This window comes from Arthrobacter sp. MMS24-T111, from assembly GCF_054888995.1.
The window spans coordinates 2,705,536-2,732,106 of the sequence record NZ_JBTZRO010000001.1; the positions used below are offsets into that span (position 1 = coordinate 2,705,536).

The window sequence follows — 26,571 nt, forward strand, 5'->3', positions numbered from 1 at the left end:
TCAGCGAACATTCAGAACCGAGTAGATAAAGGACGGGTGAAATATGCATCAGCTGAACATCTCAGCCGCCGCTGAGGGCGACGTCAACCCCCTTGTTCCCAATGGCTGGGAAATGCTGGTTGTCTTCGTTGGCTTCGCCATCCTCTTTTTCATCGTGGTCAAGTACGTTGTCCCGATGTTCGAGAAGACCTTCGCCGAGCGTGCCGAGGCCATTGAAGGCGGCATCGCCAAGGCTGAAAAGGCCCAAGCTGAGGCGTCTGCTGCACTCGAAGAGTACAAGCAGCAGCTGACCGACGCCCGCACCGAAGCAAACCGCATCCGTGAGGAAGCCCGCGCCGAAGGTGCCCAGATCCTCGCGGATCTCAAGGAAAAGGCCGCAGCAGAGTCTGCCCGCATCACTGCGCAGGCCCACGCACAGATCGAATCAGAGCGCCAGGCGGCCGTTGTGTCCCTGCGCTCCGAGGTCGGCACCCTTGCCACCACCCTGGCAGGCCGCATCGTGGGCGAGTCCCTCGATGACGACGCCCGAGCAGCACGGGTCGTGGACCGTTTCCTGGCAGATCTGGAGTCCCAGAACGCAGGTGCAGCTAAATAATGGCAGGCGTATCGAGCGAATCGCTGGCAACAGCCCTGGCCGCCTTGGAAGCGAAGCTTCCGACCGCGTCGCTGCAGCTGGCAAAGGAACTCTTCGGAATTCTGGGAATGGTGGACAGCTCGGCTGGTTTGCGCCGTGCCCTGGCTGACCCCTCCCGCAGCGGCGACGAGAAATCGGCGCTGGTCAGGAAGCTGGTTGGCGGAAAAGTCTCCGCTGATGCGGCTGAAATCGCGGGCGGACTGGCCAGCTCACGCTGGGCATCGGCGCGCGACATCGGCGATGCACTCGAGACTCTTGCCGCAACGGTGGTCATTTCCGTTGCTGAAAACAAGTCGGCCGTTTCTGCCTCCGGAATCACTGGCCTGGAAGAGCTGGAAAACGATCTGTTTTCCTTCAACCAGGCTGTTGCCTCCAGCCACGAGGTACAACGTGCTCTGTCCGAACCGCAGGCCAGCGCGGCAGCCAAGGCTACCCTCGCGGAGCGGCTGGCGCCCGGCGCCAGCGAAGAAGCCCGGGTGCTCATCACCCAGGCCGTCAGCCAGCCCCGCGGCATCAAGCCCACCCGGCTGGTGGAAAGGTTTGCCGAACTGGCGGCCAAGCGGCAGCAGCGCTGGATTGCAACAGTCAGCGTGACCCGGCCGTTGTCGGAGACACAGCTGGCACGCCTCCAGGCGGGCATGAACGCACTGTACGGGCGGGAATTGAAGGTCAACGTCATTGTTGACCCGTCGCTCATTGGCGGAATCCGCGTCCAGGTGGGCGACGAGGTACTTGATGCCTCGGTCCTTACCCGGCTGGGAGAACTGCAACGCCAGCTGGCCGGCTAGCCGGACAAGCACAACCAAACTGATAGAAACCCCGGTCACCGTTTGCGGTGATCACAAACAGGAGAGCAGGGACTGCAGATGGCCGAATTGACCATCAACGCCGACGACGTCCGTAATGCGCTGAACGAGTTCGCGGCGTCCTACGAACCCGGGAACGCAGAGCGCGTAGAGGTCGGCCGCGTAACCACCGCAAGTGACGGCATCGCCCGTGTTGAGGGCCTTCCCTCGGTCATGGCGAACGAGCTGCTGCGCTTCGAGGACGGCACCCTGGGCCTGGCCCAGAACCTTGACGTCCGCGAGATCGGCGTCATCATCCTCGGTGACTTCACCGGCATCGAAGAAGGCCAGGAAGTCCACCGGACCGGGCAGGTTCTGTCCGTTCCCGTTGGCGACGCCTTCCTCGGCCGCGTTGTCGACCCGCTGGGCGTGCCCATCGACGACCTCGGCGAGATCAAGGCCGAGACCACCCGCGCGCTGGAGCTTCAGGCCCCCGGCGTTACCCAGCGTAAGTCGGTCCACGAACCGATGCAGACCGGCCTGAAGGCCATCGACGCGATGATCCCGATCGGCCGTGGCCAGCGCCAGCTGATCATTGGCGACCGCCAGACCGGCAAGTCCGCGATCGCGATCGACACCATCATCAACCAGAAGGCCAACTGGGCTTCCGGCGATGTCACCAAGCAGGTCCGCTGCATCTACGTCGCCATCGGCCAGAAGGCGTCCACGATTGCCGCCATCCGCCAGACCCTTGAGGACAACGGCGCGCTGGAGTACACCACCATCGTGGCTTCTCCCGCCTCTGACCCCGCAGGTTTCAAGTACCTGGCACCGTACGCCGGTTCGGCCATCGGCCAGCACTGGATGTACGGCGGCAAGCACGTCCTCATCGTGTTCGATGACCTGTCCAAGCAGGCCGAGGCCTACCGTGCAGTTTCCCTGCTGCTCCGCCGCCCGCCGGGACGCGAAGCCTACCCGGGTGACGTCTTCTACCTGCACTCCCGCCTGCTGGAGCGTTGTGCCAAGCTCTCCGACGAGCTCGGTGCCGGCTCCATGACGGGCCTGCCGCTGATCGAGACCAAGGCGAACGACGTCTCCGCCTACATCCCGACCAACGTCATCTCCATCACCGACGGCCAGATCTTCCTGCAGTCGGACCTCTTCAACGCCAACCAGCGGCCCGCTGTCGACGTTGGTGTCTCGGTGTCCCGCGTTGGCGGTGCCGCCCAGGTGAAGTCCATGAAGAAGGTCTCAGGTACTTTGAAGCTGGACCTGGCCCAGTACCGTGACATGCAGGCGTTCGCCATGTTTGCATCCGACCTGGATGCTGCATCACGCCAGCAGCTCACCCGTGGTGCCCGCCTGATGGAACTGCTGAAGCAGGGCCAGTACTCACCGTTCCCGGTCGAGGACCAGGTTGTATCCATCTGGGCCGGCACCAACGGCTACCTGGACGACGTTCCGGTCGAGGACATCAGCCGGTTCGAGGCTGAGTTCCTGGAGCACCTCCGCCACAAGTCCTCGATCCTGACCACGCTGGCACAGACCAACGTCCTGGACGACGACACCGTTGCAGCTCTGAAGTCCTCAATCGTGGACTTCAAGAAGGGCTTCTTCGGCGAGGGTGACAACCACCTGGTAGGCGCCGGCCACGAGGAGCACGACGCTATCTCCGAGGGCGAAGTCGACCAGGAAAAGATCGTCAAGCAGAAGCGCTAGTTCCGCACCGCCGGGTGTGCCGGGCCCCAAAGGCCCGGCACACCCGGCAACGGAATGTTAGGAAAGGATAAGTATGGGAGCCCAGATCCGGGTCTACCGCCAGAAGATCAGCTCGACCACGTCGATGCGCAAGATCTTCAAGGCGATGGAACTGATCGCTACCTCGCGCATCGGGAAGGCCCGTGCGCGCGTAGCAGCTTCACTGCCTTACGCGAACGCGATCACGCGCGCCGTTTCTGCTGTCGCCAGCCAAAGCGAAATCGACCACCCGCTGATCACTGAGCCGGAGCAGATCCGCCGTGCCGCAGTCCTGGTAATCACCTCGGATCGCGGCCTGGCAGGTTCGTACTCGGCCAGCGTCCTCAAGCAGGCGGAAGGTCTCGACGAGCTGCTCCGCGCCGAAGGCAAGGAAGTCAAGACCTATGTCGTGGGCCGCAAAGCCCAGGCGTACTTCGATTTCCGGAACCGCGAATACGCGCGGGTCTGGACCGGAGGAACCGACGCACCCGAGTTCGCTACTGCCCGTGAAATCGGCGCAGCGTTGCTGGCAGAATTCGCGACCGACTTCGAAGACGGCGGCGTGGACGAAATCCACGTTGTCTACACCCGCTTCAAGTCCATGGTCACCCAGGAGCCGACGGTCATCCGCCTGCTCCCGCTTGAAGTAGTGGAAGAGCAGGCTGAATCCGAGTCGGATCTCCTGCCGCTGTACGAGTTCGAACCGGAAGCGGAGCGTGTCCTTGACGCCTTGCTGCCGCGCTACATCGAATCCCGTATCTTCGCAGCCATGTTGCAGGCAGCAGCTTCCGAGCTCGCGGCCCGCCAGCGGGCGATGAAGTCCGCAGGCGACAACGCAACGGACCTGATCAAGAAGTACACGCGTCTGCGCAACACGGCCCGCCAGGCCGAGATCACGCAGGAACTCTCCGAGATTGTTGCCGGCGCGGACGCCCTCGCGTCCTAGCCTGCACTGCCCCGGTTCCGCGTAACCAGCACCACCACAGATAAACTTAACCCCACGCCATCTACTGAATGAAGTGAGAGAGATGACTGCCACTGCTACCGAACACGTAGCCGCAACGTCCGGTGCAACCGGCCGTATTGCGCGCGTAATCGGCCCGGTTGTCGACGTCGAATTCCCGGCTGACGCAATCCCGTCGATCTACAACGCCCTCACCACCGAGATCACGCTTAACGGTGAGACCAAGACCATCACGTTCGAGACCTCCCAGCACCTGGGCGACAACCTCGTGCGCGCCATCTCCCTGCAGGCAACCGACGGCCTGGTCCGCGGCACGTCCGTGGTGGACAGCGGCGCCCCGATCTCCGTGCCCGTCGGCGACGGAGTAAAGGGCCACATCTTCAACGTGCTGGGCCAGCCCCTTGACGTTGCGGAGTCGGAACTGGACATCAGCGAACGCTGGCCGATCCACCGCAAGGCCCCGAGCTTTGCTTCGCTCGAAGGCTCCACCGAGATGCTGGAGACCGGCATCAAGGTCATCGACCTCCTCACCCCCTACATCAAGGGTGGAAAGATCGGCCTCTTCGGCGGCGCCGGCGTGGGCAAGACCGTCCTGATCCAGGAAATGATCACCCGTGTTGCCCGCAACTTCGGTGGTACTTCCGTGTTCGCCGGTGTTGGCGAGCGTACCCGTGAAGGTAACGACCTCTGGGTTGAAATGGAAGAGGCAGGCGTCCTCAAGGACACCGCCCTTGTGTTCGGCCAGATGGATGAGCCGCCGGGAACGCGCCTGCGCGTGGCCCTGTCCGCCCTGACCATGGCGGAGTACTTCCGCGATGTCCAGAACCAGGACGTGCTGCTGTTCATCGACAACATCTTCCGCTTCACCCAGGCCGGCTCGGAGGTGTCGACCCTGCTGGGCCGCATGCCTTCAGCCGTGGGCTACCAGCCGAACCTGGCGGATGAGATGGGCCTCCTGCAGGAGCGCATCACCTCCACCAAGGGCCACTCCATCACCTCGATGCAGGCCATCTACGTTCCCGCAGATGACTACACCGACCCGGCACCGGCCACGACCTTCGCACACCTCGACGCGACCACGGAACTTTCCCGTGAAATCGCCTCCCGTGGTCTGTACCCGGCCGTTGACCCGCTGACGTCCACCTCCCGCATCCTGGATCCCCAGTACATCGGCAAGGACCACTACAACACGGCAGTCCGCGTGAAGCAGATCCTGCAGAAGAACAAGGAACTCCAGGACATCATCGCCATCCTCGGTGTCGATGAGCTCTCCGAAGAAGACAAGATCGTGGTGTCGCGTGCGCGCCGCATCCAGCAGTTCCTCTCGCAGAACACCTACACTGCCAAGCAGTTCACCGGTGTTGAGGGCTCCACGGTCTCCATCAAGGACACCGTTGAAGGCTTCTCGGCGATCTGCGACGGCGAACTCGACCACATCGCGGAGCAGGCGTTCTTCAACGTCGGTGGCCTCGATGACGTCGAGCGCCAGTGGGCCAAGATCCAGGAACAGACCAAGTAATATGGCTGAGCTTGAGGTTGAGATTGTCGCAGCGGACCACTTTGTGTGGTCCGGAGCGGCCAAGATGGTCAAGGCCCGCACCAGCGATGGTGAAATCGGAATCCTGCCCGGCCACTCGCCCCTGCTGGCGATCCTGGCCGAAGGTGAACTGGCCATCCAGCCAGTGACAGGGGACCGGATTGCGGTAGATGTTGACGGTGGGTTCTTCTCCGTGGACAACAACCGTGTGGTCATCGTTGCTGACAACGCCCAGCTGGGCGGCTCGGCTACCGCTGGGATCCGCTAGCACGACCTTGATGGACGCTCCGGGTATTTCGTTCATCGCACTGGCAGTCGTGTTCGGATTGCTGATTTTTGCACTGTGCCTTTCGGGGGTGCGCCGTTTCAATTTGCGGCGCGCCCTCGGCACGGTGGACGCCTCCATTTGCGTTGCTGGTAACAGCTGGCAAATGGGGGTTTGTCGTTATCAGGACAACGACCTTGAGTGGTTCCGGTTGATCTCACTGAGCGTCCGCCCGAAGTACACCTTCAAGCGCAGTTCGCTGGAGCTCTTGGGCAGGCGGAAGCCGACCGAGGCCGAAGCCGTCAAGGTCCAGCCGGATGTGGTTATCGTCGAACTCCGCTACGAGGGACAGGATCTGCACCTGGCCATGAAGTTCGACGCATACACGGGCCTTTCCTCCTGGCTCGAAGCCGGTCCGGTCATCGGCGTAGGGACCTGGCGCTAGCCACGTGGACTGGCTTTCAGACATTCGGCTTACGGACGGCCCCCTGTTTGGGACTGTCCTGGTATTGGGATTGGGCGGGGCGGCCTACCTCCTGGTACCACCTTCGCGCGCCTGGGAAACAGTGGACTTGCGGATCCGCGCCTGGGCAATCCGTGTGTTCATTGCCATCGCCTCAGCCGTCGTACTGGTGGCAACCGTCCATTGGGTCATGATCAACGTCCTTACCGTTTTTCCGGAGGACATCCCGGAGCCCGTTCTGCTGTGGTTCGTGCCAGGTGTTTCGGCAGTCATCCTGGGAATCCTGAGGCTGCCGCGGACCTCCTGGACCCATTACGGCAGCGGATTCGTCGCCGCGCTCCTGGTGGTGGCCCTCTCTACCCTCCAGATCAATGCCTACTTCGGCCTGAACCGGACTGTCAGCGACCTGCTGGGTACCGCTTTGGCCCGGATACCCGTGCTGGAACAGGAGCTCATGCGCCACCCCGGTGAATCCGATGGCGTGTCCCTCCAGGGCTGGAAGCCCGCCGGGGACCTGCCAGCCGGCGGTGTCCTGCGTAAGACAGCCATCCCGGGAACGCTGTCCGGGATGAGCAACCGCGATGCCTACATCTACCTCCCGCCGGCCTACTTCGCTGCCAACCGTCCCGCCCTGCCCGTGCTTGTCCTGGTGGCGGGCCAGCCCGGCGGTCCCGCGGACTGGCTGACCGGCGGTGCGATCCGCGGCCACATGGATTCGTTTGCCGCGGCGCACGGGGGAGTGGCCCCGGTGGTGGTCATTCCCGATCCCAACGGATCACAGTCCGCCAACACCATGTGCATGGACAGCAAGATCGCGAAAGCCGACACATACTTGTCGCAGGACGTGCCGCGGTGGATCAGTTCCACCCTGGCCGTTGACACCAACCACAGCCATTGGGCCGTGGGCGGGTTCTCCTTCGGCGGCACGTGCGCGATCCAAATGGGAACCAGGCACCCGGACGTCTACGCGGACGTACTGGGATTCTCCAGCGAAGCCGAGCCTGCCATCGCCAAGGAGCGGCAAAAGACCATCGACGCAGCCTTCCCCGGGAACCCGGACGAATTCATCAAGCAGACTCCACTGGAGATCATGAAACACCAACGCTTTGAGACCAGCGGCATGTACCTGACCGCAGGCCAGAACGATCCGGAGTTCGTGGGGAACCTCCATACGCTCGCCGCGGCGGCCAAGGATGCAGGCTTTACCGTGCAGGCCTACGAGGTTGAACGCACCGGACACTCGTGGGACACGTCTTCAAAGCGCTTTGGCGACGCCCTGGCATTCCTCGGCAGCCAATGGGGGCTGCAATGGTAAACACCACGAAACCGGACCGCACGGTGGCATTGATGTGGGCCTCCGTAGGCCGTCCTGCAGTGCACCAAACCCTTGACACCCTGAAATCCATGCCGTTCACCTTGGGTGTCGTAGCGGTGTTCCTGGTGGCGGCCGCCGCGACCGGAAGTTTCCTGGACGGCCCGCCGGAACAACTCCTGGGATTTGCCTCGGTCAGCGCTCCCGGCCTTCGTGCCGGGCAGTGGTGGACCCTTTTCACCAGCATGTTCTTTGCCACCAACCCGCTGGCCTACCTCACGGCGTCGTTGATGATCATCCTGCTGCTGGGCCTGGCCGAGCGCAGGCTGGGGCGCCGCGCCGCCGTCGGACTCTATTTTGGCGGGCAGTTCGCCGCAGTCACCGTCTTCCTCCTGGTCACGCAGGTGGCCGTGTACGTTGGGGACGGCTGGTTGGACCACATGGCGGGCGACATCCTGATCGGACCCTACGCCCCGGTCCTGACCGCCGGCCTGGCAGCCAGTGCCAGGATCACGCTGCTGTGGCAGCGCCGGCTCCGGACCGCTGTGTTGTCCGTATCGATCCTCCTGGTCCTCTACGTAGGACACGCGGAAACGGTGATCGGCCTGATCGGTGCCCTCCTCGGCCTCCTGGCGGGTTGGTGGATCCAGGGGGACCAGGGGCGGCTCCACCGGCACCGTTCCACCGGCCGCGAAACCAGGAACCTCCTGGCCCTGACGGTCGCGGTTTTTGCCGTGGGTCCGATCCTGACCGGGATTACACGGGCCCCCACCGGCCCGCTGGCACTGCTGCGCGACGTCGTCCTCAGCCCGATGCCCACCCTCAGCCAGTTGGTGTTCAACTGCGGGGCAACAGTGGACGCGTCCTGCCTGGAGACCGGCAGGGCCGGGTTTGCCGGGCCGTTCGGCCTGGCGCTGGCAGTGGTGCCGGTCATCCTGCTGCTGATCTGCGCGGACGGCATGCGCCGCGGCCGCCGCCTGGCCCTCAACATCGCCCTGGCCATCCAGCTGGCCGTGACGGCACTGGCGGCTGTCTACCTGGCCCTGTTCGCCCTGGTCCCGTCGCGCATTCAGGGCAACCACTCGACGCCCCTGTCATCGGCCTTCGCCCACGTGCTGCCCCTGGTCGTCGTCCCGCTGCTGCTGGCCGTGATCCTGTGGCTGAACCGCCGCCAGTTCCGTGTCCAGACGAGGCCCGGCGCACGGCGGACGCTCGCGACGCTCGTCTCGGGCACCTGGGTTACGTTGTCCGGCTCGTACGCGGTGGCCTGGTTCCTGGCCGGCGGACTTGCCCGGGACGGCGGTCTGCTGGGCCTCTTCGCCGAACTGGCGAGGCAGTACGTGCCGGTGCCGATTCCACAGAATTTTCGTCGGGTGTTCCCGGAACGGGACAGCGCCGAGGCAGTGCTGTTTGCCTACTCCGGTCCGGTGTTCTGGACCGTCGCCCTGGTGGCGGTGTCATGGGTGCTGCTGGGGCGGCATCACGGCCTCGGCTTCGGCCGGCAGGACCGGGACCGTGCCCGCGAGCTGCTTCACCAGGGCGGCGGACCGCTGTCCTGGATGGCCCTGTGGGAGCCCAACACGTATTGGTTCAGTCCGGACGGCGCCGGCGCCATGGCCTTCCAGCAGCACGGGACCGTGGCATTGACTTTGGGCGGAGCCATCGGCGACCGCCAGGCAGAGCAAAGGGTTACCGAAGGGTTCCTGGACTACTGCCGCACCCAGGCCCTGATCCCTGCGCTCTACTCCTGTGACGACACCCTGTGGCCGGTGCTGCGGGAGCGGGGCTTCTCGCGGGTGGCAGTGGCGCAGGAAACGCGGCTGAGGCTCAATGAGCTCGAGTTCAAGGGCAAGGAGTGGCAGAACGTTCGGACCGCCCTCAACAGGGCCGCAAAGCTCGGCGTCCACGCCGTGTGGGGTTCCTATCACTCACTGCCTGCGGCCCTGCGTTCCCGGCTCAATGAGGTATCGGAGGAATGGGCGGCGGGGAAGTCCGTTCCGGAAATGGGGTTCACGCTGGGGGGAGTGGACGAACTCGACGACGAGGAGGTCCTGTGCTGCCTGGCGGTGGACGGCAACGGCGCCGTGCACGGTGTGACCAGTTGGCTTCCCGTGTACGACGGCGGCCGGCTGGTCAGCAGGACGCTTGACGTCATGCGCCGCGGCAGCGAGGGATTCCCGGGCGTGATGGAGTTCCTGATTGCGTCCGCGGTCCTGGAGCTGAAGGATTCGGTGGACGTCATTTCCCTGTCCGGTTCTCCGCTGGCGAGCCGGCCGGAGGAGCAGGCCAGCGCGGGGGAGGACGCCGATGCAGGCACCGGCGCCACCGACGAGGGGGCGGAAAACCTGGTGCGCATCCTGGACCTGGTGGGCCACGCCCTGGAGCCGGTCTATGGCTTCCGCTCGCTGGCAGCGTTCAAGTCCCGGTTCAAGCCGGAGTACCGTGCGCTCTACCTGTATTACCAGGATCCGCTTCATTTGCCGGCCATTGGCAGGGCACTGACCCGGGCCTACCTTCCCGGCCTCTCGCTCGCCCAGGGAGCACGCCTGGTGGGCAAACTGGTCACCTGACCGCGGATACGGCCGGCGGCCGCCGGGCACCCCCGGCGCTCCCAACGTGCGCAAACGCAAATGATCCCCGGCATTCCTGCCGGGGATCATTTGCGTCGCTGGCGGCCGCCGAGCGGCCGCGCAGGGTGACTAGACGAGCGTTACGCCGGTAGCCTGGGGACCCTTGGCGCCCTGGCCGATCTCGAACTGAACGCGCTGGTTCTCGTCGAGGGTCTTGAAGCCGCCGGTCTGGATCTCGGAGTAGTGAACGAAGACATCGCCGTCGGAGTCATCCGGGGTGATGAAGCCGAAGCCCTTTTCAGCGTTGAACCACTTCACAGTTCCCTGTGCCATTTATTTCTCCTCATTGTGGAACTTTTTAAGCCGGCACACCTCGTGCCGACCTTGGTCACTCCGCGAGAAGAATCCTGGATTGCCTTGCCACAAAAGGTCCGGCGCTGCAGGAGCTTCGCGCTCGCAACATGTCTTGCGAGCATGAAAAACACCTACACAAAGACTGAGACCAGAATTTCATGCCCGTTCCCGCAGGTCAACGGCCCGAACACGAAAATGCATAAAATTTAGGTAAAAACCAGGTGACAATGATGCTCCGGCATTTCAGGCCAATTATTAGGTGCCCAAAGCAACGGGCCATCCGGTCAGAAAAGCCGCGATTCGCTGTCGTCCACACCGCGCATGGCGTCATAGTCCAGCGTCACGCAGGCGATGCCGCGGTCGTTGGCGAGCACTTTGGCTTGCGGCTTGATCTGCTGGGCCGCAAAGATGCCGCGGACCGGCGCCAGCAGGGGATCGCGGTTGAGCAGCTCCAGGTACCTCGTCAGCTGCTCCACACCGTCGATGTCGCCGCGCCGCTTCAGTTCCACGGCCACGGTGGCGCCGTCGGCGTCCCGTGCCAGGATGTCCACCGGTCCGATCGCGGTGAAGTACTCGCGCCGGATCAGGGAATATCCCTCGCCCAGCGTTTCAATCTGCTCGGCCAGGAGCCGCTGCAGGTCGGCTTCGACGCCGTCCTTGATCAGCCCGGGATCAACCCCGAGGTCGTGGGAGGACTCGGTGATCTTCTCGTGGATGTTGATGATGAGCCGGTCATCGGTCTTCGCCGACTGCACAGTCCATTGCTCCACCACGCCAAGTTCCAGGTCCACCTCGTCGGGGGATGAAACCCGCAGCGTGGCCGGCGGGCTCATCCAGTTCAGCGGCTTGTAGGAACCGCCGTCTGAATGCACCAGCACCGAACCGTCGGCCTTGACCAGCAGGAGCCTGGTGGCCAGGGGAAGGTGGGCTTTGAGCCGGCCAACGTAATCAACGGAGCAATGGGCTATGACGAGTCGCACGCCGTACAGACTACCGCGTGGAGCCGCATGGGCCATGCCGACGGCGGGCAGCCGGGAGGGCGTGGAGGCGCGGGCCGGCGGGCGGCTGGGGCAGAATGGAGGCATGCCGCGTTCGAACCGTCCCCGCCGTCCCGTATCCGGTAAGGGCGCTTCCGGCAGGGGAGCGGGGCGCAAGGGCCAGGAGGTCCCGGAACTCGACCTGGAACGGGCCCGGGCCGGCATCGCACGCCGCGAGAGCGCCCCGGACGGCGAATGGATGGTCCGCACCATGACGGCCAAAAACGCGGAGAAGACCTATATTTGCCCGGAGTGCTCCACGGCCGTCCTGCCCGGCGTCGCGCACCTGGTGGTCTGGAAGGACGACCACCTCTTCGGGGCGGCGGCCGGCCTCGCCGAACGGCGGCACTGGCACACCAACTGCTGGATGTCCCGCAGCTACCGGTACCGCTGACCGCCCGGGCGGCGCCGCCTGCGCACCCGGCCGTCCGGGCTTCGGCCACCCGCTGGTCGCTAAGCTGGAAACCATGACTTTTGATCCGGCGTCGTTCCACTTCACCCAAGCCCATGGTCCCGTTCCCATCCGTGCTTCCACGGTCCTGCCCGCCCGGCGGGAGAACATCGAGCTGCAGACCGAGGACGGCCACACCCTGGTGGGCGAACTGGCACTGCCGGAGAACGGCCCGGTCACCGCCACGCTGATTACCCTGCATCCGCTGCCCACGCACGGCGGATTCATGGATTCCCACGTGTTCCGCAAGGCCTCCTACCGCCTCCCTGCTCTGGCGGGCATCGCCGTCCTCCGGTTCAACACCCGCGGCACGGCCTCACCCCGCGGCACCAGCAGCGGCGCCTTCGAGGAAGGCCTTGGGGAACGGTACGACGTCGAAGCGGCTGTTCGTTTCGCCGTCGACCGCGGGCTGCCCAACCGGTGGCTGGTGGGCTGGTCATTTGGAACGGAACTGGCGCTGATGTACGGCGCCGTGGAGCCGGTGGCCGGCCGGATCGAGGGTGCGGTGCTGCTTTCGCCCCCGCTGCACCGGGCCACGGACAAGCACCTGCAGCAATGGGCCGAATCCGGAAAGCCCCTCACCCTCCTGGTGCCGGAGCACGATGACTTCCTCCAGCCGGCCGAGGCCGCCGAGCGCTTCAGCCTGGTGCCCCAGGCGGACGTCGTGGGCGTGGCCGGCGCCAAGCACCTGTGGGTGGGCGAGAAGTACGCCGCGCGGGTCTTGAACGACATCGTCGCCCGGGTCAGTCCGGAGGGATCAGGAACGCCGCTTCCGCAGGAATGGGATGGCCCGACGGCGACCGCCACGTCCTGAGGCCGCGTCCAGCCGGTTCCCCACCCGGAACGCGGCGGCGTCCGCTAGTGCTGGTCCTGGCGCGCGATGTAGATTTCGCGGAGCAGGAGCAGCACGGCGGCCGCGGTGGGGATTGCAATCAGGGCGCCCAGGACACCCAGCAGGCTGCCGCCGGCGATGACCGAGATCACCGCCACTGCGCCCGGGACCGCCACCGCCTTCTGCATGATGCGCGGCGAGATGAAGTAGGCCTCGAACTGCAGGTAGGCGAAGTAGCAGATCGCGTAGACCGCGGCTGTCTGCCAGCCCTGCGTGAGTGACACCAGGGTTACCACGATGCCCGCGATCATGCCGCCCACCAGCGGGATGAAGGCGAGCAGCACCACCACGAACGCCAGCAGCAGGGCGAACGGTACGCCGACAACGGACATCACGATGAAGGCGAAGGTGGCGTTGAGCAAGGCGACGCAGGCCTGGCCGATGACGTAGTTGCCCACCGACCGGGTGATTTCCTCCGAGAGGGCCGCCACCCGCTTCCGGCGGGATCGCGGCGCCAGGCGGTAGCCCCACTTCTTCATGGCCGGCAGCGCCGCCAGGAAATACAGGCTCAGCACCAGCACGATGAGGGTGCCGAAAAGGCTGTTGGCAAGGGTTGAACCAAATCCGACGACCCCGCCGAAGATTCCGCCCATGGCTGCCGGATCATTGACGAACTTGTTCAGTTCCTCTGTGATGCGGTCCCTGACCCCGAACTGGTCATCGACGCTGCGGAAGAAATCAGAATCCATGAAGTTGCGGACCCAGTCCGGTGCCTGGCGCACGATTTCGGAGACCTGCTCAACGATCGTGGGGATCAGGGTGGCGAAAAATCCGACGACGGCGCCCATCAGCACGGCCACCGAAACGAGGATTCCGGCGGGCCGGGGAATCTTCCGGTTCTCCAGCCAGCCCACCACCGGTTCCAGGCCCAGGGCGATGAACAGCGCGGCAACAATCCAGAGCAACAGTTGCGTGGTGTGGGATCCGATCCAGTACACCAGCAGGGCCAGCCCAACGCCGACCGTTCCCATGAATCCCATGTACAACGGATGCTGGGGCGACATCCGCGGCCCGGGGTGCCCGAACTGCGGCTCGTCCTCGCCGTCGTGCTCCAGCTCAGGAGCCTGGCTGCCGAACTCCGGCGGCATCTCGAACCGAAGCCGGGGCTGGGCGCCGGGCAGCGGCTGGCGGAGCCTGCGGACCACCTGGCCGAGGGCCCCTGCGGCGCCGCCCCGCCGTCGGGCCGCTGCCATGGCCTGCGGAGCCGGGACCGGGACAGCCCTGCCCGGATCCCCGTAATTTTCGGCTGCCGGGGAGGACGGGTCCGTCTTGTCAGTCACTGGTTTTTGGGGCCTGTTCCGTGTGTGGCACCGTGTTCGCGGGCCGGTGTGATGATCATCGCAAACACTATCAGCAGGCTTGTGAGCAACAGTCGAGGCGCCGCCGGCGGACCCCGGGACTGCCGGCTTGGACCCCGGATTCGGGGCCCCTGGTAACAAAAAGGTTACTATTGAAGGTAAACCCCCGCTGATGATAGGTGTTTCCCTTGCGTTTAAAGACTGCAGCCGCACTTGTGCTGCTCGGCCTCCTGACACTTTTGGCCGGCATCGGCCAGAGAACCATCTGGGCTCCATCCGAGACGTTCACCGCGTCCCTGCCGGCCGACGCCGCCGCGGCCCCGCTGACTGTCATTGACCAGAAGCTGCGCACCCTGCACGGCGGAACCGTCAAGATCTCGGTCCAGGGCGACGGCAACTTCATGCTGGCAACGGGCCGGCCCGACGACGTTGACGCGTGGGTCGGCAAGACCGCCCACAACACCATCAACGGGGTATCCGAGGACGGAAAGTCCCTGCAGGTTGAGCATGCCGACGGCGACGCCACGGCGCCCAACCCGGCGGGCTCGGACCTCTGGGCGTCGACTGAGAATGCCAGCGGCCAGCTGGACTACACCTGGACTCCGCCGGCTGACGGCGACTGGAGCCTCCTGCTGGCCGCCGACGGCACCAAGGCGGCACCCGCATCGGTGTCCATGACCTTCCCGAACGACACGTCCACCCCGTGGGCCGTTCCGCTGATGGTCATCGGCGGACTGCTGATGGTGGGCGGCGTCGTGCTGGCCTTGGTGTCCGCACGGACCAAGGACGGCGAGGGCCGCGACGGCGGCGGCAGCGGCTACGCCCGGCGGGCCCGCGCCCGTTCGCAGGCGCAGTCTCCCACCAAGGCCACCATGGTGGCCGCGGGTGTGGCGGCGGTGGTCCTGGCGGGATCCGGCACCGCAGCGCAGGCGGCAAGCCCCAGCCCGCAGCCGTCGGGCAGTGCGTCGTCACCGGCGGCCAAGGACGGCACCGGTTCACCGGTCCTCCTCGAAGCCCAGTTCCGGCGCATCCTGGAGCAGGTCTCGAGCGCCACCGACGCCGGGGACGCCGCCAAGGATGCGGCGAAGCTTGCCGACCGCGTGGCCGGACCCGAACTGGAAATCCGGACCCAGAACTACAAGATCCGTTCCCAGGTCGGCTCGTACGAGCCCCGTATGCCTGTCCGCTCCACCAAGCTGCTGACCACCGTGATCACCAGCGGCCGCGACTGGCCGCGGCAGGTGCTCGCCGTGACCCAGGGCGACGGCAACGTCGTCCCGCAAATCCTGACGCTGGTCCAGCAGTCCCCGCGTGAGAACTACAAGCTGATGGAGACCACCCCCCTCCAGCCGGGCACCACGTTCCCCACCATCGGCCGCAGCGGTACGCAGACCCTGGCGGCCTCGGACAAGTCCGGGCTGCTTTACAGCGGCGAGGAAGCCATGTCCGGCCTGGCCGACAGGCTCACCTCGGCGGACTCGCCTTTCAAGGACAAGCTGGTGGAGGGCTCGTCCTCGCCGTACATCGCTGACACCCTGTCCTACCAGGCAGAGGTGGTGAAGGCCGGCGAGAACGGCAACTTCTCCTTCACCCACAAGGTGGTGCCGGAAAGCACAGTGGTTTTCCGTACCTCCGATGGCGGGGCACTCGTCCTGGGCCGCATCAACTTCGGCTTCGAGGGCACCCCCAAGGCTGCCGGTGACAAGCTCAGCATCGGCGACGACGCGGCGGCCCTTGCCGGCGGCAAGGAAACCAGCACCGGCATGGTCTTGAGCTTCGCCGAATCCATGGCGGTCTACGTGCCGCCGGCAGGATCGACGGACCCGATGAAGCTCGTTGCCGCCACCCGCGGCCTGGTGGGGGCCAGCTTCAAGTAGGCCCCTGACCGTATTACCACCGGCAGCGGCCGGAGTGGCTAGAGTGGGAAACATGAGTTCGCCAGCTTCCCGCCCAGTCCCTCCTGCCGCTGCCAGCCTGCTTAACTTGCGCGGCGCCGTCGACCTTTCCTCGCTGAAGCGGCCCGCAGCTTCCGCTGCACCGTCCGGCCCCGCAGCCGGCTCAGGCCCGGCGCCTGGCCAGGAGGCAACGGAAGGCGGCCCGGAGCTCACGGTCAACGTCACCGAAGCGAACTTCCAGCAGCTCGTTGAACTCTCCGCCCAGGTTCCGGTCGTGTTTGCCCTGTGGGCCTCCTACTCACCGGAATCCGGAAGGATGCTGGAAACCCTCGAACGCGTGGTTGCCTCCTTCGGCGGCCGCCTGGTCCTGGGCGCCGCGGACATCGAAGCCTTCCCGCAGCTGGCCCAGGCCTTCCAGGTACAGGCCGTCCCCACCGCCGTCGCCGTGCTCAAGGGGCAGCCGGTGCCGCTCTTCCAAGGCGCCGCGGACGAACAGCAGGTGCGCAGCCTGTTCGATGAACTCCTCAAGGTGGCAGCAGCCAACGGCGTGACCGGCAGCCTCGACGGCGGACCGGCCGGAGAGCAGGAACCCGCGCCGCTTCCGCCGCTGCACCAGGCCGCTTTCGATGCCATCGAAGCCGGCGACTACGCCGCCGCCGCGGAGGCCTACCGCCAGGCCTTGCGGGAAATGCCCTCGGACCACGAGGCGAAAGCCGGGCTGGCGCAGGTGGAATTGATGGACCGGCTGCAGCCGCTCTCCGCCCAGGACAGCGAGGCCCTCCGCGCCCGGGCGGCGAACGAACCTGACAACCTTGACGCGCAGCTGGCGGTGGCGGACCTGGACGTGGCGGGCGGCCACGTGGAGGATGCCCTGAACCGCCTGGTGGCGTTCATCGGCAGGAACTTTGGCCCCGAGCGGGAAACGGTCCGCGTCCGGCTGCTGGAACTGTTCGACGTCGTGGGCGCCGGAGACGAGCGCGTCGCCAAGGCGCGCCAGGCTCTCGCACGGGTGCTGTTCTAGTGCCTGCCCTGTTCCAGCCGCTGGCCTTGAGGTCGCTCGAGCTGCAGCATCGGGGCTGGGTTTCGCCCATGTGCCAGTACAGCTGCGATCCCGACGACGGCCCGGGGGTTCCGAATGACTGGCACTTGGTGCACTTGGGGGCGTTTGCGACGGGCGGCGCGGCGCTGATCCTCACCGAAGCGGCAGCCGTCAACGCCGAGGGCCGCATCAGCCCCCGCGACGCCGGGCTGTACAACGATGAGCAGGCCGGAGCCTGGCGGCGGATCACGTCGTTCGTCCACCGGAACGGGGCCGCCGATGCCAAGATCGGCGTCCAGCTGGCCCACGCCGGCCGGAAGGCGTCCACCTATTGGCCGTTCTCCGGCAAGCAGGGCAGTGTCCCGGCCTCGGACGGCGGCTGGCCGGCCTTGGGGCCGTCCGAAACCGCCTTCGATGGGTACGCCGCCCCCGCGGCCATGACCGTCGAGCACATCCGCGGTGTCATTTCCGACTTCGCCGCCGCGGCGGTCCGCGCCGTGGACGCAGGCTTTGACACCGTGGAGATCCACGCCGCGCACGGCTACCTCCTGCACCAGTTCCAGAGCCCGCTGATCAACGAACGCGGCGACGAGTGGGGCGGTGACGAAGCCGGCCGGAACCGTCTGACCATGGCGGTGATCGACGCCGTCCGAGCCGTCATTCCGGATTCCATGCCCTTGCTGCTCCGGATCTCGGCCACTGACTGGGCGCCCGGCGGGGTGGACCTGGCCGCTTCGGTCCGCCTGGCCCGTGAGGCTGCCGCCCACGGCGTGGACCTGGTGGACGTCTCCAGCGGCGGGGCGGTGGCGCATCAGCAGATCAAACCGGGCCTGGGCTACCAGACAGGATTCTCCGCGGCCATCCGGCAGGAGGCGCACGTGGCCACGGGGGCGGTGGGACTCCTTACCACCCCGGGCCAGGCGGAGCACGCCATTGCCACCGGACAGGCAGACGGGGTCTTCATCGCCCGGGCGGCCCTCCGGGACCCGCACTGGTGGCTGCGCGCAGCCTTCGAACTCGGCTACGACATCACCTGGCCCCCGCAGTACGAGCGCGCTGTGCCGCGGCGTTCCTTCTGATGGCCGCCTGAGCCCATGGACAACCGGCAGCCGGACCAGGGCCTGTCCTCCGTTGACCGCGCGCTCGAAGCGGGCATCCGTGGGCTGCTGGCGTCACGCGCCGCGACGTCCAGCATCTGCCCGTCCGACGCCGCCCGCGCGGTTGGCGGGGCGGACTGGCGGGAGCTGATGGAGGCTGCCCGCCAGGCCGCGCGCCGGCTGGTGGAAGCGGGCGAGGTGGAGGTCACCCAAGGCGGTGCCGTCGTGGATCCGGCGGCAGCCAAGGGCCCTATCCGCATCCGCAGGGCCCGGCCAGCGTAAACGGTCCGGAGCGGGTCAGCCCAGCAGGTCATCCACATAGCACCAGCGCCACTGTTCGCCCGGTTCGATGCTGCGCATGACGGGGTGCCCGGTCTCCTTGAAGTGGCGGCTGGCGTGCCGTCCGGCGGACGAGTCGCAGCAGCCCACCTGGCCGCATGCCAGGCACATGCGCAGGTGCACCGGTGTGGTCCCCTCCCGTTCACAACCCGCACAGGCAGGGTTGTCGGGGACCGGGGACAGCATGGCCGCCGTCAGGTGGTCGCAGACGCCCCCGGGTTGGGCCAATCCCTCGCCGCCGCCGGCGTCCGTGGCGGAATCGAGTTCGTTGAGGGACGCGTCCAGCATGGACTCTTCGATGTCCAGCCGTTCAAGGACTTCGCTGAGGACTTCATGGGCGAAGTCGCCGCCGCGGCGCAGCTCCAGGACCTTGTCCCGTTCGGCTTCCAGCATGGCCATCCGCAGCTGGGCGTAGCGCTGGCTGGGCGTGGTGGATTCCGCCCCGGGCCGGCCCAGGCGTTCCCAGGCGGCCAGGCCCCGCTCCTGCGTCCGCCGCCGCAACATGTCCATGACTTCCGGGGGATCGCTCTCGCGCCGCAGCTGGTCCAGGCGTTCCATTCCCGCGGCGGTGGTCAGCTGCATCAGTGAGGCCTGGTTCAACGCATCTTCCCGCCTGTCCGGTCCGGGCAAACCCAGGGCCCGGACCAGGGGAGGCAGCGTGAATCCCTGCAGCACCAGGGTGCCGGCCACCACCACCATGGCCGCCAGGACCAGCACGTTGCGGTGCTCCAGGTCACCGGGCAGCGTCAGGACGGCGGCCAGCGTGACCACACCGCGCATGCCCGCCCAGGACACGATGGCCGGAAATTGCCAGGGCGGAGCCGGGTCCGCCCGCCGTACAGAGGGGATCAGGCGCGGCAGGTAGGTGGCGGGGAAAACCCAAACCGGGCGCAGCACCAGGACAGCCAGCAGGATCACGGCGCAGCCGAGCCACACGCGGCCGGCACCCAGGGAGTCGTCCTGGACGCTGTCGATAATGGTCCGGACCTGCAGGCCGATCAGCAGGAACACCGCATTCTCCAGGAGGAACTGCACGGTGTCCCAGTTGCTCCGGGCACTTTGCCGGGCTGCACCGTTGGGCATCGAGGGCGCCTTGGTGCCCATGACCAGGCCGGTGACGACGACGGCGAGCACCCCCGATGCGTGGATGGCTTCGGCAGGGAGGAACGCAACGAACGGTGCCATCAGCGACGCCGAGGTGTTGATGGCGACGTTGCTGATCCGTTTCCGGATTTCGGTGAGGAGGTATGCAGCGGCGAGGCCCACCACCAGTCCGCCGCCGGCGGCAAGCACGAAGCCTCCGGCCACGTCCAGGGCTGAGACGGAGCCGGCGATGGCCGCGACGGCGGCCCGGAGGCAGACCAGTGCGGTGGCGTCGTTGAGCAGCGATTCGCCCTCAAGGATGTTGACGATCCGCCGGGGCATGCCCACCTTCCGGGCGATAGCGGTGGCCGCCACCGCGTCCGGTGGTGCCACCACTGCGCCCAGCGCTATGGCGGCGGCCGGCGGGATTTCCGGGAACAGCAACCACACCACCAGCCCGACGGCCAGGGTGCCGAAAATGACGTAGCCCACGGACAGGAGGCCAATGGACCGGCGGTTCGACTTGAAGTCGAACAGTGATGTCCGGAACGCCGCCGCATACAGCAGTGGCGGCAGCAGGCCCACCAGCACCAGTTCGGGATTCAGCTCAACGGGCGGAATGAAAGGCAGGAACGAGCCCGCCACGCCGGCCAGGACCAGAAGCAGCGGCACGGGGATATTGAATCTGCGGCCGATGGCGCTGCCGGCGCACACCACCGCGACGATCACCAGCAGGCCGAGCGCAATGTCCATGACGATAGTCTCGCACCCCGCACAGCTCCCTTCCGCGGGCTAGGCTGGCACCATGACTGCTCCGCTCCCTGACCAGGTGCCGAATTCCGGGCCCATCCCGGCCCTGTCCATCCGCGGGCTGGCCAAGAGGTTCGGCGGAAAGATCGCGGTGGACGGCATTAGCCTGGAGGTGCCCGCCGGCTCCTTCTTCGGCATCGTCGGTCCCAACGGCGCGGGTAAAACCACCACCTTGTCCATGGCCACGGGGCTGTTGCGCCCTGACTTTGGCACCGCCGTGGTCCACGGGGTGGATGTCTGGCAGCATCCGCTGGAGGCAAAGCGGTTGATGGGAATCCTGCCCGACGGTGTCCGCCTCTTCGACCGGCTCACCGGCGAGCAGCTCATCACCTACGCCGGGTTGCTGCGCGGTATGGACAAGGCTGTGGTGGCGGCCCGGGTGGCGGATCTCCTCGCGGCAATGGACCTGACCCAGGACGCCGGGACGTTGGTGGTGGACTATTCCGCCGGCATGACCAAGAAGATCGCCCTTGCCTCCGCCATGATCCACGCCCCGCGGGTCCTGGTCCTGGACGAACCCTTCGAAGCAGTGGACCCGGTCTCCGCCGCGAACATCCGCTCCATCCTGGACCGGTACGTGGCTTCCGGGGGCACCGTCATCGTCTCCAGCCACGTGATGGACCTGGTACAGCGCATGTGCGACCACGTGGCCGTGGTGGCCCGTGGCCGGGTCCTGTCCGCAGGGACGGTGGACGAGGTCCGGGCCGGCGCTTCCCTGGAGGACCGGTTCGTCCAGCTCGTGGGCGGGCACAGCCACACGGAAGGGCTCGAATGGTTGCGCACCTCCTGAGGCTCAAGCTCACGCTGCTGCGAAACGGACTGCGCCGCAGCCCCTGGCAGCTGGTGGGTATGGCCATTGCAGGGCTCTACGCGCTGGGCTTGGTGGCCACGCTCGTCATCGCCCTGGTCCTGCTGCGGAACGCCGGCACCGCAACCGCCCACACGGCGGTGGTGCTGGGCGGTTCCGCCGCCGTGCTCGGCTGGGGCGTCATCCCGGTGGTGGCCTCCGCCACGGACATGACCTTGGATCCGGCACGCTTCACGACCTTCGCCATTCCCATGAAGCAGCTGCTGGCAGGCCTTGCCCTTGGCGGCCTGATCGGCATCCCGGGTGTTGCCACCACCCTGGTCGCCCTGGCCACGGTAGCCACCTGGTCCCGCGGTGTCCTGCCGGCGCTCGCGGCCCTCGTGGGCGCGTGCCTGGGAATCATGACGTGCATCGTGCTGGCAAAGGTTGTCACCACCGCCACGGCGAGCCTCGCCGCGTCCAGGCGGTTCAAGGACATCAGCGCCATCGCCTTCATGGTTCCCCTGGTCCTGCTCGGGCCTATCGTGGCGGCCCTAGGCCGCGGGGTGTCTGCCTCCACGGGATTCCTGCCGGATTTCGCCGGGACCCTGTCCTGGACCCCGCTGGGCGCGCCCTGGGCGCTCGGCGGTGACGTCGCTGCCGGCCGGCCGGGCGCGGCTGCCGTGAAGCTGCTGGTGTCGGTGGCGGTCCTGGCCGGCCTGGCCTGGTGCTGGAAGCTGCTGCTGGAGAGGGCCCTCGTCACCCCGCCCTACGCCGGTGCCGGTAAACGGAAAGGCGGCCGCCTTGGGCTGCTCGGGGTCATTCCGCCCACCCCGGCAGGCGCCGTGATGGCTCGGTCCCTCACTTACTGGCTCCGGGACCCGCGGTATTCCGGTTCCCTCGTGGTGATCCCACTGCTTCCCGTGATCATGCTGTTCCAGGGTGCGCAGACAGGCCAGTACGGGGGACTGGCCTTCCTTGCCCCGGTCTCGGCGTTCATCCTTGCCTGGTCCATCTCCGCCGACGTGTCCTATGACAACACCGCGTTCGCCCTGCACGTGGCCACCGGGGTCCGCGGCGTGGCGGACCGGCTGGGACGGTCCCTCGCGTGCCTGGCATTCGCCCTGCCGGTGGTCCTGGTGTTCGCGGTGGGGGCTGCGGCGCTGACCCGCGACTGGGCTGCGCTGCCCGGCCAGCTGGGGCTCAGCCTGGGGATCCTCTTCAGCGGCCTCGGCTTGTCTTCGGTGGTATCTGCCCGGTACACAGTCACGGTTCCGCTGCCCGGCGACAGCCCGTTCAAGAAGCCGCCCGGGAACGTCGGCCAGACCCTCGCCGTGCAGTTTGTGGGAATGCTGGTCCTTATGGTCCTGGTGCTCCCCGAGGCAGCCCTGCTGGTGGCACAGGCCGTGACGGGCAGGGCCCTGTTCGGGTGGATCAACCTGGCCGTCGGCCTCATCCTGGGCCTGGTCCTGTTCGTGGCCGGTGTCCGCCTGGGCGGCAAATGGCTTGACGCCAGGGGACCGGAACTCCTGGCGCAGGTTTCCATCAACCGCTGACAAACCAGGGAGGAAAGAGCATGGAAGTCGTCATCCTCGGCAGCGGCAGGCAAGCCGGAAGGCTCGCGGCCGACGCCATCGAGAAACTGGTCCGGCGCAAACCGGATGCGGTGCTTGGCCTCGCCACCGGCTCCTCACCGCTGCCGGTCTATGACGAACTCGCTGCCCGGCACCTCCAGGGCCTGGACTTCAGCAGGTCTTCCGGGTTCGCGCTGGACGAGTACGTGGGCCTGCCCGCCGGCCACCCTGAGTCGTACCGGGAGGTGATCCGCCGGGAATTCACCAACCGGGTGAACATCGCGCCGGAAAACGTCCACGGACCGGACGGAACCGCCGAGGACATCCCGGCAGCCTGCGCCGCGTACGAGCAGGCCATCGCCGCGGCCGGTGGCGTGGACCTGCAGCTGCTGGGTGTGGGGACGGACGGCCACATCGGTTTCAACGAACCGGGCTCGTCCTTTGCCTCACGGACCAGGATCAAAAGCCTGATCGAACAGACGCGCCGGGACAACGCCAGGTTCTTCAACAGCCTTGCCGAGGTCCCGCACCACGTGTTGACCCAGGGCCTGGGCACCATCATGGCAGCGCGGCATGTGATCCTCCTCGCCACCGGTGCGCAAAAGGCCAAAGCCGTTCGCGACTTCGTGGAAGGCCCGGTGGCGGCCATCTGCCCGGCCTCCATCCTGCAGTTCCACCCGCATGCCACGGTCCTGCTGGACGAGGCCGCGGCGTCCGCGCTGAAACTCGCGGATTTCTACCGCCACACCTATGAGAACAAGCCCGGCTGGCAGGGGTTGTAGGCCGTGTACCCGCCGTCGCGCGCCTGCCTGAAAGTGACGGCAACGGCCCCTGCCGCACCCCGGCGCGGGCGTGCCGCCGTCGAACGCCCGGCCACCGGAAAGGCTAAGATGGATGCCATGACTAGCATGACGGACCCTCTCGAAAACGACCCGATGCGCGAGCTTTCCGGGGCTGGAACGTCCACGGCCACCATTGAGCGCGAGGAAGTGCGCCAAGAGGTGGAACCGGGCGACCGGGAGCGCTTTGCCCACTATGTGCGCAAGGAAAAGATCATGGAGTCCGCGATGACGGGAGAGCCCGTCATCGCGCTGTGCGGCAAAGTCTGGACGCCGGGCCGGGACCCGCAGAAATTCCCGGTGTGCCCTGAGTGCAAGGAAGTCTATGAGGGCCTCCGGCCGGGCAACGACGGCGGGAAGGGTCCGGGCGACTCGGGCAACAACAAGTAGTGACGGAGACGCTCTTTGGCGGCCCCACCCTGCCTCCGGCTTATCCGGAACGAGCAGCCTGGGGAACCGCGCCCAAACTCCGTGCCTGGCAGCAGGAAGCACTCGACCTCTACTTGGCGAAAAGTCCCCGCGACTTCCTTGCGGTGGCAACCCCCGGCGCCGGTAAGACCACCTTCGCGCTCCGGATCGCCTCGACGCTGATCGATTCCGGTGCCGTGAACCGGGTGACCATCGTGGCGCCCACCGACCACCTGAAGCGGCAGTGGGCTGACGCCGCCGCCAAGGTGGGCATCGCCATCGATCCCAACTTCAAGAATTCCGACGGACAGCACGGCCGCGGATTCATCGGTGTCGCGGTCACGTATGCGCAGGTGGCCAGCAAACCCATGCTGCACCGCGCCAAGACCGAGGCCGCCCGGACGCTGGTGATCCTCGACGAGATCCATCACGGCGGCGAAGCCCTGTCCTGGGGCGATGGCCTCCGCGAGGCGTTCGATCCGGCGGTGCGGCGGCTGTCCCTGACCGGAACACCCTTCCGTTCGGACACCTCGCCCATCCCGTTCGTGGAGTATGCGGAGGACCGGGAAGGCATCCGCCGCTCCAAGGCGGATTACACCTATGGGTACGGCAACGCCCTGCGGGACCACGTGGTCCGGCCGGTGATGTTCATGGCCTACTCCGGCCAGATGCGCTGGCGCACCAGTGCGGGCGAAGAGATGGCCGCCTCGCTAGGTGAGGCGGCAGTCACCAAGGACATCACCAGCCATGCCTGGCGGACCGCCCTGAATCCGGCGGGGGAGTGGATCCCCGCTGTCCTGGCCGGTGCGGACAAGCGGCTCAGCGAGGTCCGGCGCACCGTACCGGACGCCGGCGGACTGGTCATCGCCACGGACCACGAAGACGCGCGTGCCTACGCCGGGCAGTTAAAGAAGATCACCGGTGAGTCGCCCACAGTCATCCTGTCCGACGACGCCAAGGCATCCAGCAAGATCGAGGAATTCTCGGCAGGCGAGAAGCGCTGGATGGTGGCTGTCCGGATGGTGTCCGAAGGCGTGGACGTACCCCGGCTCTCCGTGGGTGTTTACGCGACGTCCACCTCCACCCCGTTGTTCTTTGCACAGGCCGTGGGACGTTTCGTGCGTGCCCGCAAGAGGGGCGAAACGGCGTCGGTCTTCCTGCCGTCCGTGCCGCAGCTGATGGCGCTGGCCAACTCCATGGAAATGGAACGCGACCACGCGCTGGACCGGCCGGAAAAAGAGGACGGCGACGGACTCTTCAACCCCGAAGACTCGCTGATGGAGGAGGCCAACCGGGAAGAAAAAGCCTCGGACAGCCTCACCAAGGGCAAATTCGAGGCACTGGATTCTCAGGCCTCCTTCGACCGGGTCCTTTTTGACGGCGGCGAGTTCGGCACCGGCGGCGAGGTGGGGTCCGACGACGAAATGGACTTCCTGGGGATCCCGGGCCTGCTGGACGCGGAGCAGGTGGGGACGCTGCTGCGCCAGCGCCAGCACGAACAACTGAACCGGAAAAACCGGAAGTCCCCGGCCGCCGAAAGCCAGGTTCCCGCCGTCCCTGACCACCGGATGCTGATGGACCTGCGCAACGAGCTGGCCAAGAACGTGGCAGCGTGGGCGGCCCGGACGGGCACCCCGCACGGCGTGGTCCATACCAAGCTGCGCACCGTGTGCGGCGGGCCCCCGGTGGCACAGGCCAACGAAGAACAGCTGCAGTCCAGGCTCCGGAAGCTCCAGGACTGGTTCATCGGCCGTAAATAGGGCTTAGGCGATATCCACGCCGCCCAGTTCCATTTCGGCTACGGCGTCTTCGAGGTCGTCGGCAAGCCCTGCCGTCAGGGACCGCACCACGGTGACGCCGTAGCCAGCCTGGACCGCGTCCAGCGAGGTGGCCTTCACGCAGTAGTCGGTGGCGATGCCCACCACCACCACGTCCTCGACGTCATGGCTCTGCAGCCAGTCATCGAGCCCGATCGCGTCCTCGTCCACTTCCGACGCGTCCAGGGACCCGGCCATTGCGCCGGCCTGGCGCTCTCCGGTGGGCACGGCGTCCTCGGGAGCCAACAGGCCTTCGAACCCTGAATACGCGGCCGCGAACTGGCCTTTGCGGAAATACGCGTCGATGTACTCGGTGTCCAGGTCCGGGTGCAGCTCGGCGCCGCGGGTTCCGGCCACGCAGTGCCGCGGCCAGCTGTCAATGAAATCGGGTGTCTCGGAGAAATGGCTGCCCGGATCGATGTGCCAGTCCTGGGTGGCCACCACGAAGTCGAATTCGCTGTGGTGGGCGTCCAGGTACTCGCTGATGGCGCCGGCCACGGCCGCACCACCGTCCACGGCGAGCGAGCCGCCCTCGCAGAAATCGTTCTGGACATCGACGATGATCAGTGCGCGGGACATCAGTC

Annotated in this window: 25 protein-coding genes; 20 read left to right on the forward strand and 5 right to left on the reverse strand. The window is 66.5% G+C overall.

Going from position 1 to position 26,571, the window contains the following annotated elements:
• The first annotated feature begins 43 nt into the window (after positions 1-43).
• From ACX5I6_RS12685 to ACX5I6_RS12725, 9 genes are all read left to right on the forward strand, one after another.
• Positions 44-595 (forward strand): F0F1 ATP synthase subunit B, encoded by a 552-nt coding sequence (locus ACX5I6_RS12685; protein ID WP_285247562.1) that lies wholly within the window; start codon positions 44-46, stop codon positions 593-595.
• A complete protein-coding gene (locus ACX5I6_RS12690) occupies positions 595-1,422 on the forward strand; it encodes a F0F1 ATP synthase subunit delta (protein ID WP_461840702.1) in 828 nt (275 codons plus the stop codon). The genes ACX5I6_RS12685 and ACX5I6_RS12690 overlap by 1 nt, the downstream gene beginning before the upstream one ends.
• Positions 1,423-1,500: 78 nt before the next feature.
• Entirely contained in the window at positions 1,501-3,138 is a 1,638-nt protein-coding gene (gene atpA / locus ACX5I6_RS12695) for a F0F1 ATP synthase subunit alpha (RefSeq protein WP_018760120.1), read from the forward strand.
• A gap of 73 nt (positions 3,139-3,211) precedes the next feature.
• Positions 3,212-4,102 (forward strand): F0F1 ATP synthase subunit gamma, encoded by an 891-nt coding sequence (locus tag ACX5I6_RS12700; RefSeq protein WP_461840703.1) that lies wholly within the window; start codon positions 3,212-3,214, stop codon positions 4,100-4,102.
• A gap of 82 nt (positions 4,103-4,184) precedes the next feature.
• Positions 4,185-5,639, forward strand: a complete 1,455-nt coding sequence (atpD, locus tag ACX5I6_RS12705; protein ID WP_018760118.1) for a F0F1 ATP synthase subunit beta — start codon at positions 4,185-4,187, stop codon at positions 5,637-5,639.
• Between the two features lies 1 nt (position 5,640).
• Entirely contained in the window at positions 5,641-5,925 is a 285-nt protein-coding gene (locus ACX5I6_RS12710; RefSeq protein ID WP_050686789.1) for a F0F1 ATP synthase subunit epsilon, read from the forward strand.
• A gap of 10 nt (positions 5,926-5,935) precedes the next feature.
• Entirely contained in the window at positions 5,936-6,367 is a 432-nt protein-coding gene (locus ACX5I6_RS12715; protein WP_461840704.1) for a DUF2550 domain-containing protein, read from the forward strand.
• 4 nt (positions 6,368-6,371) lie between these two features.
• Positions 6,372-7,700, forward strand: coding sequence for an alpha/beta hydrolase (locus ACX5I6_RS12720; protein WP_461840705.1), 1,329 nt, complete (start codon positions 6,372-6,374; stop codon positions 7,698-7,700).
• Complete coding sequence (locus ACX5I6_RS12725) at positions 7,694-10,267, forward strand: phosphatidylglycerol lysyltransferase domain-containing protein (RefSeq protein WP_461840706.1); 2,574 nt, start codon at positions 7,694-7,696, stop codon at positions 10,265-10,267. Before ACX5I6_RS12720 ends, ACX5I6_RS12725 begins: the two co-directional genes overlap by 7 nt.
• A 129-nt stretch (positions 10,268-10,396) precedes the next feature.
• On the opposite strand, the gene ACX5I6_RS12730 is transcribed toward ACX5I6_RS12725, so the two are convergent.
• Entirely contained in the window at positions 10,397-10,600 is a 204-nt protein-coding gene (locus ACX5I6_RS12730) for a cold-shock protein (protein WP_011692441.1), read from the reverse strand.
• Positions 10,601-10,905: 305 nt separating this feature from the next.
• Positions 10,906-11,601, reverse strand: a complete 696-nt coding sequence (gene nucS / locus ACX5I6_RS12735; protein ID WP_026264238.1) for an endonuclease NucS — start codon at positions 11,599-11,601, stop codon at positions 10,906-10,908.
• Between the two features lie 103 nt (positions 11,602-11,704).
• Between nucS and ACX5I6_RS12740 the strand changes: the two genes are divergently transcribed.
• Both ACX5I6_RS12740 and ACX5I6_RS12745 read left to right on the forward strand, forming a co-directional pair.
• Complete coding sequence (locus tag ACX5I6_RS12740) at positions 11,705-12,052, forward strand: ATP/GTP-binding protein (RefSeq protein WP_285247567.1); 348 nt, start codon at positions 11,705-11,707, stop codon at positions 12,050-12,052.
• Between the two features lie 73 nt (positions 12,053-12,125).
• On the forward strand, positions 12,126-12,923 hold the full coding sequence (locus tag ACX5I6_RS12745; protein ID WP_461840707.1) for an alpha/beta hydrolase: 798 nt from the start codon (positions 12,126-12,128) through the stop codon (positions 12,921-12,923).
• A 44-nt stretch (positions 12,924-12,967) separates the two neighbouring features.
• Here the strand turns inward: ACX5I6_RS12745 and ACX5I6_RS12750 are convergent, their stop codons facing one another.
• Positions 12,968-14,281 carry an AI-2E family transporter gene (locus tag ACX5I6_RS12750; protein ID WP_461840708.1) on the reverse strand — a complete coding sequence of 438 codons (1,314 nt, stop codon included), beginning with the start codon at positions 14,279-14,281 and terminating at the stop codon, positions 12,968-12,970.
• 233 nt (positions 14,282-14,514) lie between these two features.
• Between ACX5I6_RS12750 and ACX5I6_RS12755 the strand changes: the two genes are divergently transcribed.
• From ACX5I6_RS12755 to ACX5I6_RS12770, 4 genes are read left to right on the forward strand one after another with little or no spacing between them, the layout of a single operon-like run.
• Positions 14,515-16,176 carry a hypothetical protein gene (locus tag ACX5I6_RS12755; protein WP_461841713.1) on the forward strand — a complete coding sequence of 554 codons (1,662 nt, stop codon included), beginning with the start codon at positions 14,515-14,517 and terminating at the stop codon, positions 16,174-16,176.
• Between the two features lie 52 nt (positions 16,177-16,228).
• Complete coding sequence (locus tag ACX5I6_RS12760) at positions 16,229-17,215, forward strand: co-chaperone YbbN (protein ID WP_461840709.1); 987 nt, start codon at positions 16,229-16,231, stop codon at positions 17,213-17,215.
• Positions 17,215-18,312 carry an NADH:flavin oxidoreductase/NADH oxidase gene (locus ACX5I6_RS12765; RefSeq protein ID WP_461840710.1) on the forward strand — a complete coding sequence of 366 codons (1,098 nt, stop codon included), beginning with the start codon at positions 17,215-17,217 and terminating at the stop codon, positions 18,310-18,312. The genes ACX5I6_RS12760 and ACX5I6_RS12765 overlap by 1 nt, the downstream gene beginning before the upstream one ends.
• A 15-nt stretch (positions 18,313-18,327) precedes the next feature.
• Positions 18,328-18,612 (forward strand): DUF3253 domain-containing protein, encoded by a 285-nt coding sequence (locus tag ACX5I6_RS12770; RefSeq protein WP_461840711.1) that lies wholly within the window; start codon positions 18,328-18,330, stop codon positions 18,610-18,612.
• Between the two features lie 15 nt (positions 18,613-18,627).
• Here the strand turns inward: ACX5I6_RS12770 and ACX5I6_RS12775 are convergent, their stop codons facing one another.
• Positions 18,628-20,505 carry a Na+/H+ antiporter gene (locus tag ACX5I6_RS12775; protein WP_461840712.1) on the reverse strand — a complete coding sequence of 626 codons (1,878 nt, stop codon included), beginning with the start codon at positions 20,503-20,505 and terminating at the stop codon, positions 18,628-18,630.
• Between the two features lie 52 nt (positions 20,506-20,557).
• Here ACX5I6_RS12775 and ACX5I6_RS12780 point away from each other — a divergent pair, with 52 nt between their 5' ends.
• The 5 genes from ACX5I6_RS12780 to ACX5I6_RS12800 all read left to right on the forward strand — a co-directional run bounded on the left by ACX5I6_RS12780 (position 20,558) and on the right by ACX5I6_RS12800 (position 25,930).
• Positions 20,558-21,352, forward strand: a complete 795-nt coding sequence (locus ACX5I6_RS12780; protein WP_461840713.1) for an ABC transporter ATP-binding protein — start codon at positions 20,558-20,560, stop codon at positions 21,350-21,352.
• On the forward strand, positions 21,334-22,905 hold the full coding sequence (locus ACX5I6_RS12785; RefSeq protein WP_461840714.1) for a transporter: 1,572 nt from the start codon (positions 21,334-21,336) through the stop codon (positions 22,903-22,905). Before ACX5I6_RS12780 ends, ACX5I6_RS12785 begins: the two co-directional genes overlap by 19 nt.
• A gap of 20 nt (positions 22,906-22,925) precedes the next feature.
• Positions 22,926-23,705: a glucosamine-6-phosphate deaminase gene (gene nagB, locus ACX5I6_RS12790; protein WP_461840715.1), complete on the forward strand. Its 780-nt coding sequence runs from the start codon at positions 22,926-22,928 to the stop codon at positions 23,703-23,705.
• Positions 23,706-23,813: 108 nt separating this feature from the next.
• Positions 23,814-24,152 carry a DUF3039 domain-containing protein gene (locus tag ACX5I6_RS12795; protein ID WP_285247576.1) on the forward strand — a complete coding sequence of 113 codons (339 nt, stop codon included), beginning with the start codon at positions 23,814-23,816 and terminating at the stop codon, positions 24,150-24,152.
• Entirely contained in the window at positions 24,152-25,930 is a 1,779-nt protein-coding gene (locus ACX5I6_RS12800) for a DEAD/DEAH box helicase (RefSeq protein ID WP_461840716.1), read from the forward strand. Before ACX5I6_RS12795 ends, ACX5I6_RS12800 begins: the two co-directional genes overlap by 1 nt.
• Before the next feature lie 3 nt (positions 25,931-25,933).
• Here ACX5I6_RS12800 and ACX5I6_RS12805 read toward each other — a convergent pair whose 3' ends face one another.
• Positions 25,934-26,566 carry an isochorismatase family protein gene (locus ACX5I6_RS12805; protein WP_461840717.1) on the reverse strand — a complete coding sequence of 211 codons (633 nt, stop codon included), beginning with the start codon at positions 26,564-26,566 and terminating at the stop codon, positions 25,934-25,936.
• Positions 26,567-26,571: the final 5 nt, after the last annotated feature.

What these genes read in the sequence shown, in the direction of transcription:
- ACX5I6_RS12685 (WP_285247562.1), top strand. Translation starts at nt 44, where the DNA reads ATGCATCAGCTGAACATCTCAGCCGCCGCTGAGGGCGACGTCAACCCC.
- ACX5I6_RS12690 (WP_461840702.1), top strand. Translation starts at nt 595, where the DNA reads ATGGCAGGCGTATCGAGCGAATCGCTGGCAACAGCCCTGGCCGCCTTG.
- atpA (WP_018760120.1), top strand. Translation starts at nt 1,501, where the DNA reads ATGGCCGAATTGACCATCAACGCCGACGACGTCCGTAATGCGCTGAAC.
- ACX5I6_RS12700 (WP_461840703.1), top strand. Translation starts at nt 3,212, where the DNA reads ATGGGAGCCCAGATCCGGGTCTACCGCCAGAAGATCAGCTCGACCACG.
- atpD (WP_018760118.1), top strand. Translation starts at nt 4,185, where the DNA reads ATGACTGCCACTGCTACCGAACACGTAGCCGCAACGTCCGGTGCAACC.
- ACX5I6_RS12710 (WP_050686789.1), top strand. Translation starts at nt 5,641, where the DNA reads ATGGCTGAGCTTGAGGTTGAGATTGTCGCAGCGGACCACTTTGTGTGG.
- ACX5I6_RS12715 (WP_461840704.1), top strand. Translation starts at nt 5,936, where the DNA reads ATGGACGCTCCGGGTATTTCGTTCATCGCACTGGCAGTCGTGTTCGGA.
- ACX5I6_RS12725 (WP_461840706.1), top strand. Translation starts at nt 7,694, where the DNA reads ATGGTAAACACCACGAAACCGGACCGCACGGTGGCATTGATGTGGGCC.
- ACX5I6_RS12730 (WP_011692441.1), bottom strand. Translation starts at nt 10,600, where the DNA reads ATGGCACAGGGAACTGTGAAGTGGTTCAACGCTGAAAAGGGCTTCGGC.
- ACX5I6_RS12740 (WP_285247567.1), top strand. Translation starts at nt 11,705, where the DNA reads ATGCCGCGTTCGAACCGTCCCCGCCGTCCCGTATCCGGTAAGGGCGCT.
- ACX5I6_RS12745 (WP_461840707.1), top strand. Translation starts at nt 12,126, where the DNA reads ATGACTTTTGATCCGGCGTCGTTCCACTTCACCCAAGCCCATGGTCCC.
- ACX5I6_RS12760 (WP_461840709.1), top strand. Translation starts at nt 16,229, where the DNA reads ATGAGTTCGCCAGCTTCCCGCCCAGTCCCTCCTGCCGCTGCCAGCCTG.
- ACX5I6_RS12770 (WP_461840711.1), top strand. Translation starts at nt 18,328, where the DNA reads ATGGACAACCGGCAGCCGGACCAGGGCCTGTCCTCCGTTGACCGCGCG.
- ACX5I6_RS12775 (WP_461840712.1), bottom strand. Translation starts at nt 20,505, where the DNA reads ATGGACATTGCGCTCGGCCTGCTGGTGATCGTCGCGGTGGTGTGCGCC.
- ACX5I6_RS12780 (WP_461840713.1), top strand. Translation starts at nt 20,558, where the DNA reads ATGACTGCTCCGCTCCCTGACCAGGTGCCGAATTCCGGGCCCATCCCG.
- ACX5I6_RS12785 (WP_461840714.1), top strand. Translation starts at nt 21,334, where the DNA reads ATGGTTGCGCACCTCCTGAGGCTCAAGCTCACGCTGCTGCGAAACGGA.
- nagB (WP_461840715.1), top strand. Translation starts at nt 22,926, where the DNA reads ATGGAAGTCGTCATCCTCGGCAGCGGCAGGCAAGCCGGAAGGCTCGCG.
- ACX5I6_RS12795 (WP_285247576.1), top strand. Translation starts at nt 23,814, where the DNA reads ATGGATGCCATGACTAGCATGACGGACCCTCTCGAAAACGACCCGATG.
- ACX5I6_RS12805 (WP_461840717.1), bottom strand. Translation starts at nt 26,566, where the DNA reads ATGTCCCGCGCACTGATCATCGTCGATGTCCAGAACGATTTCTGCGAG.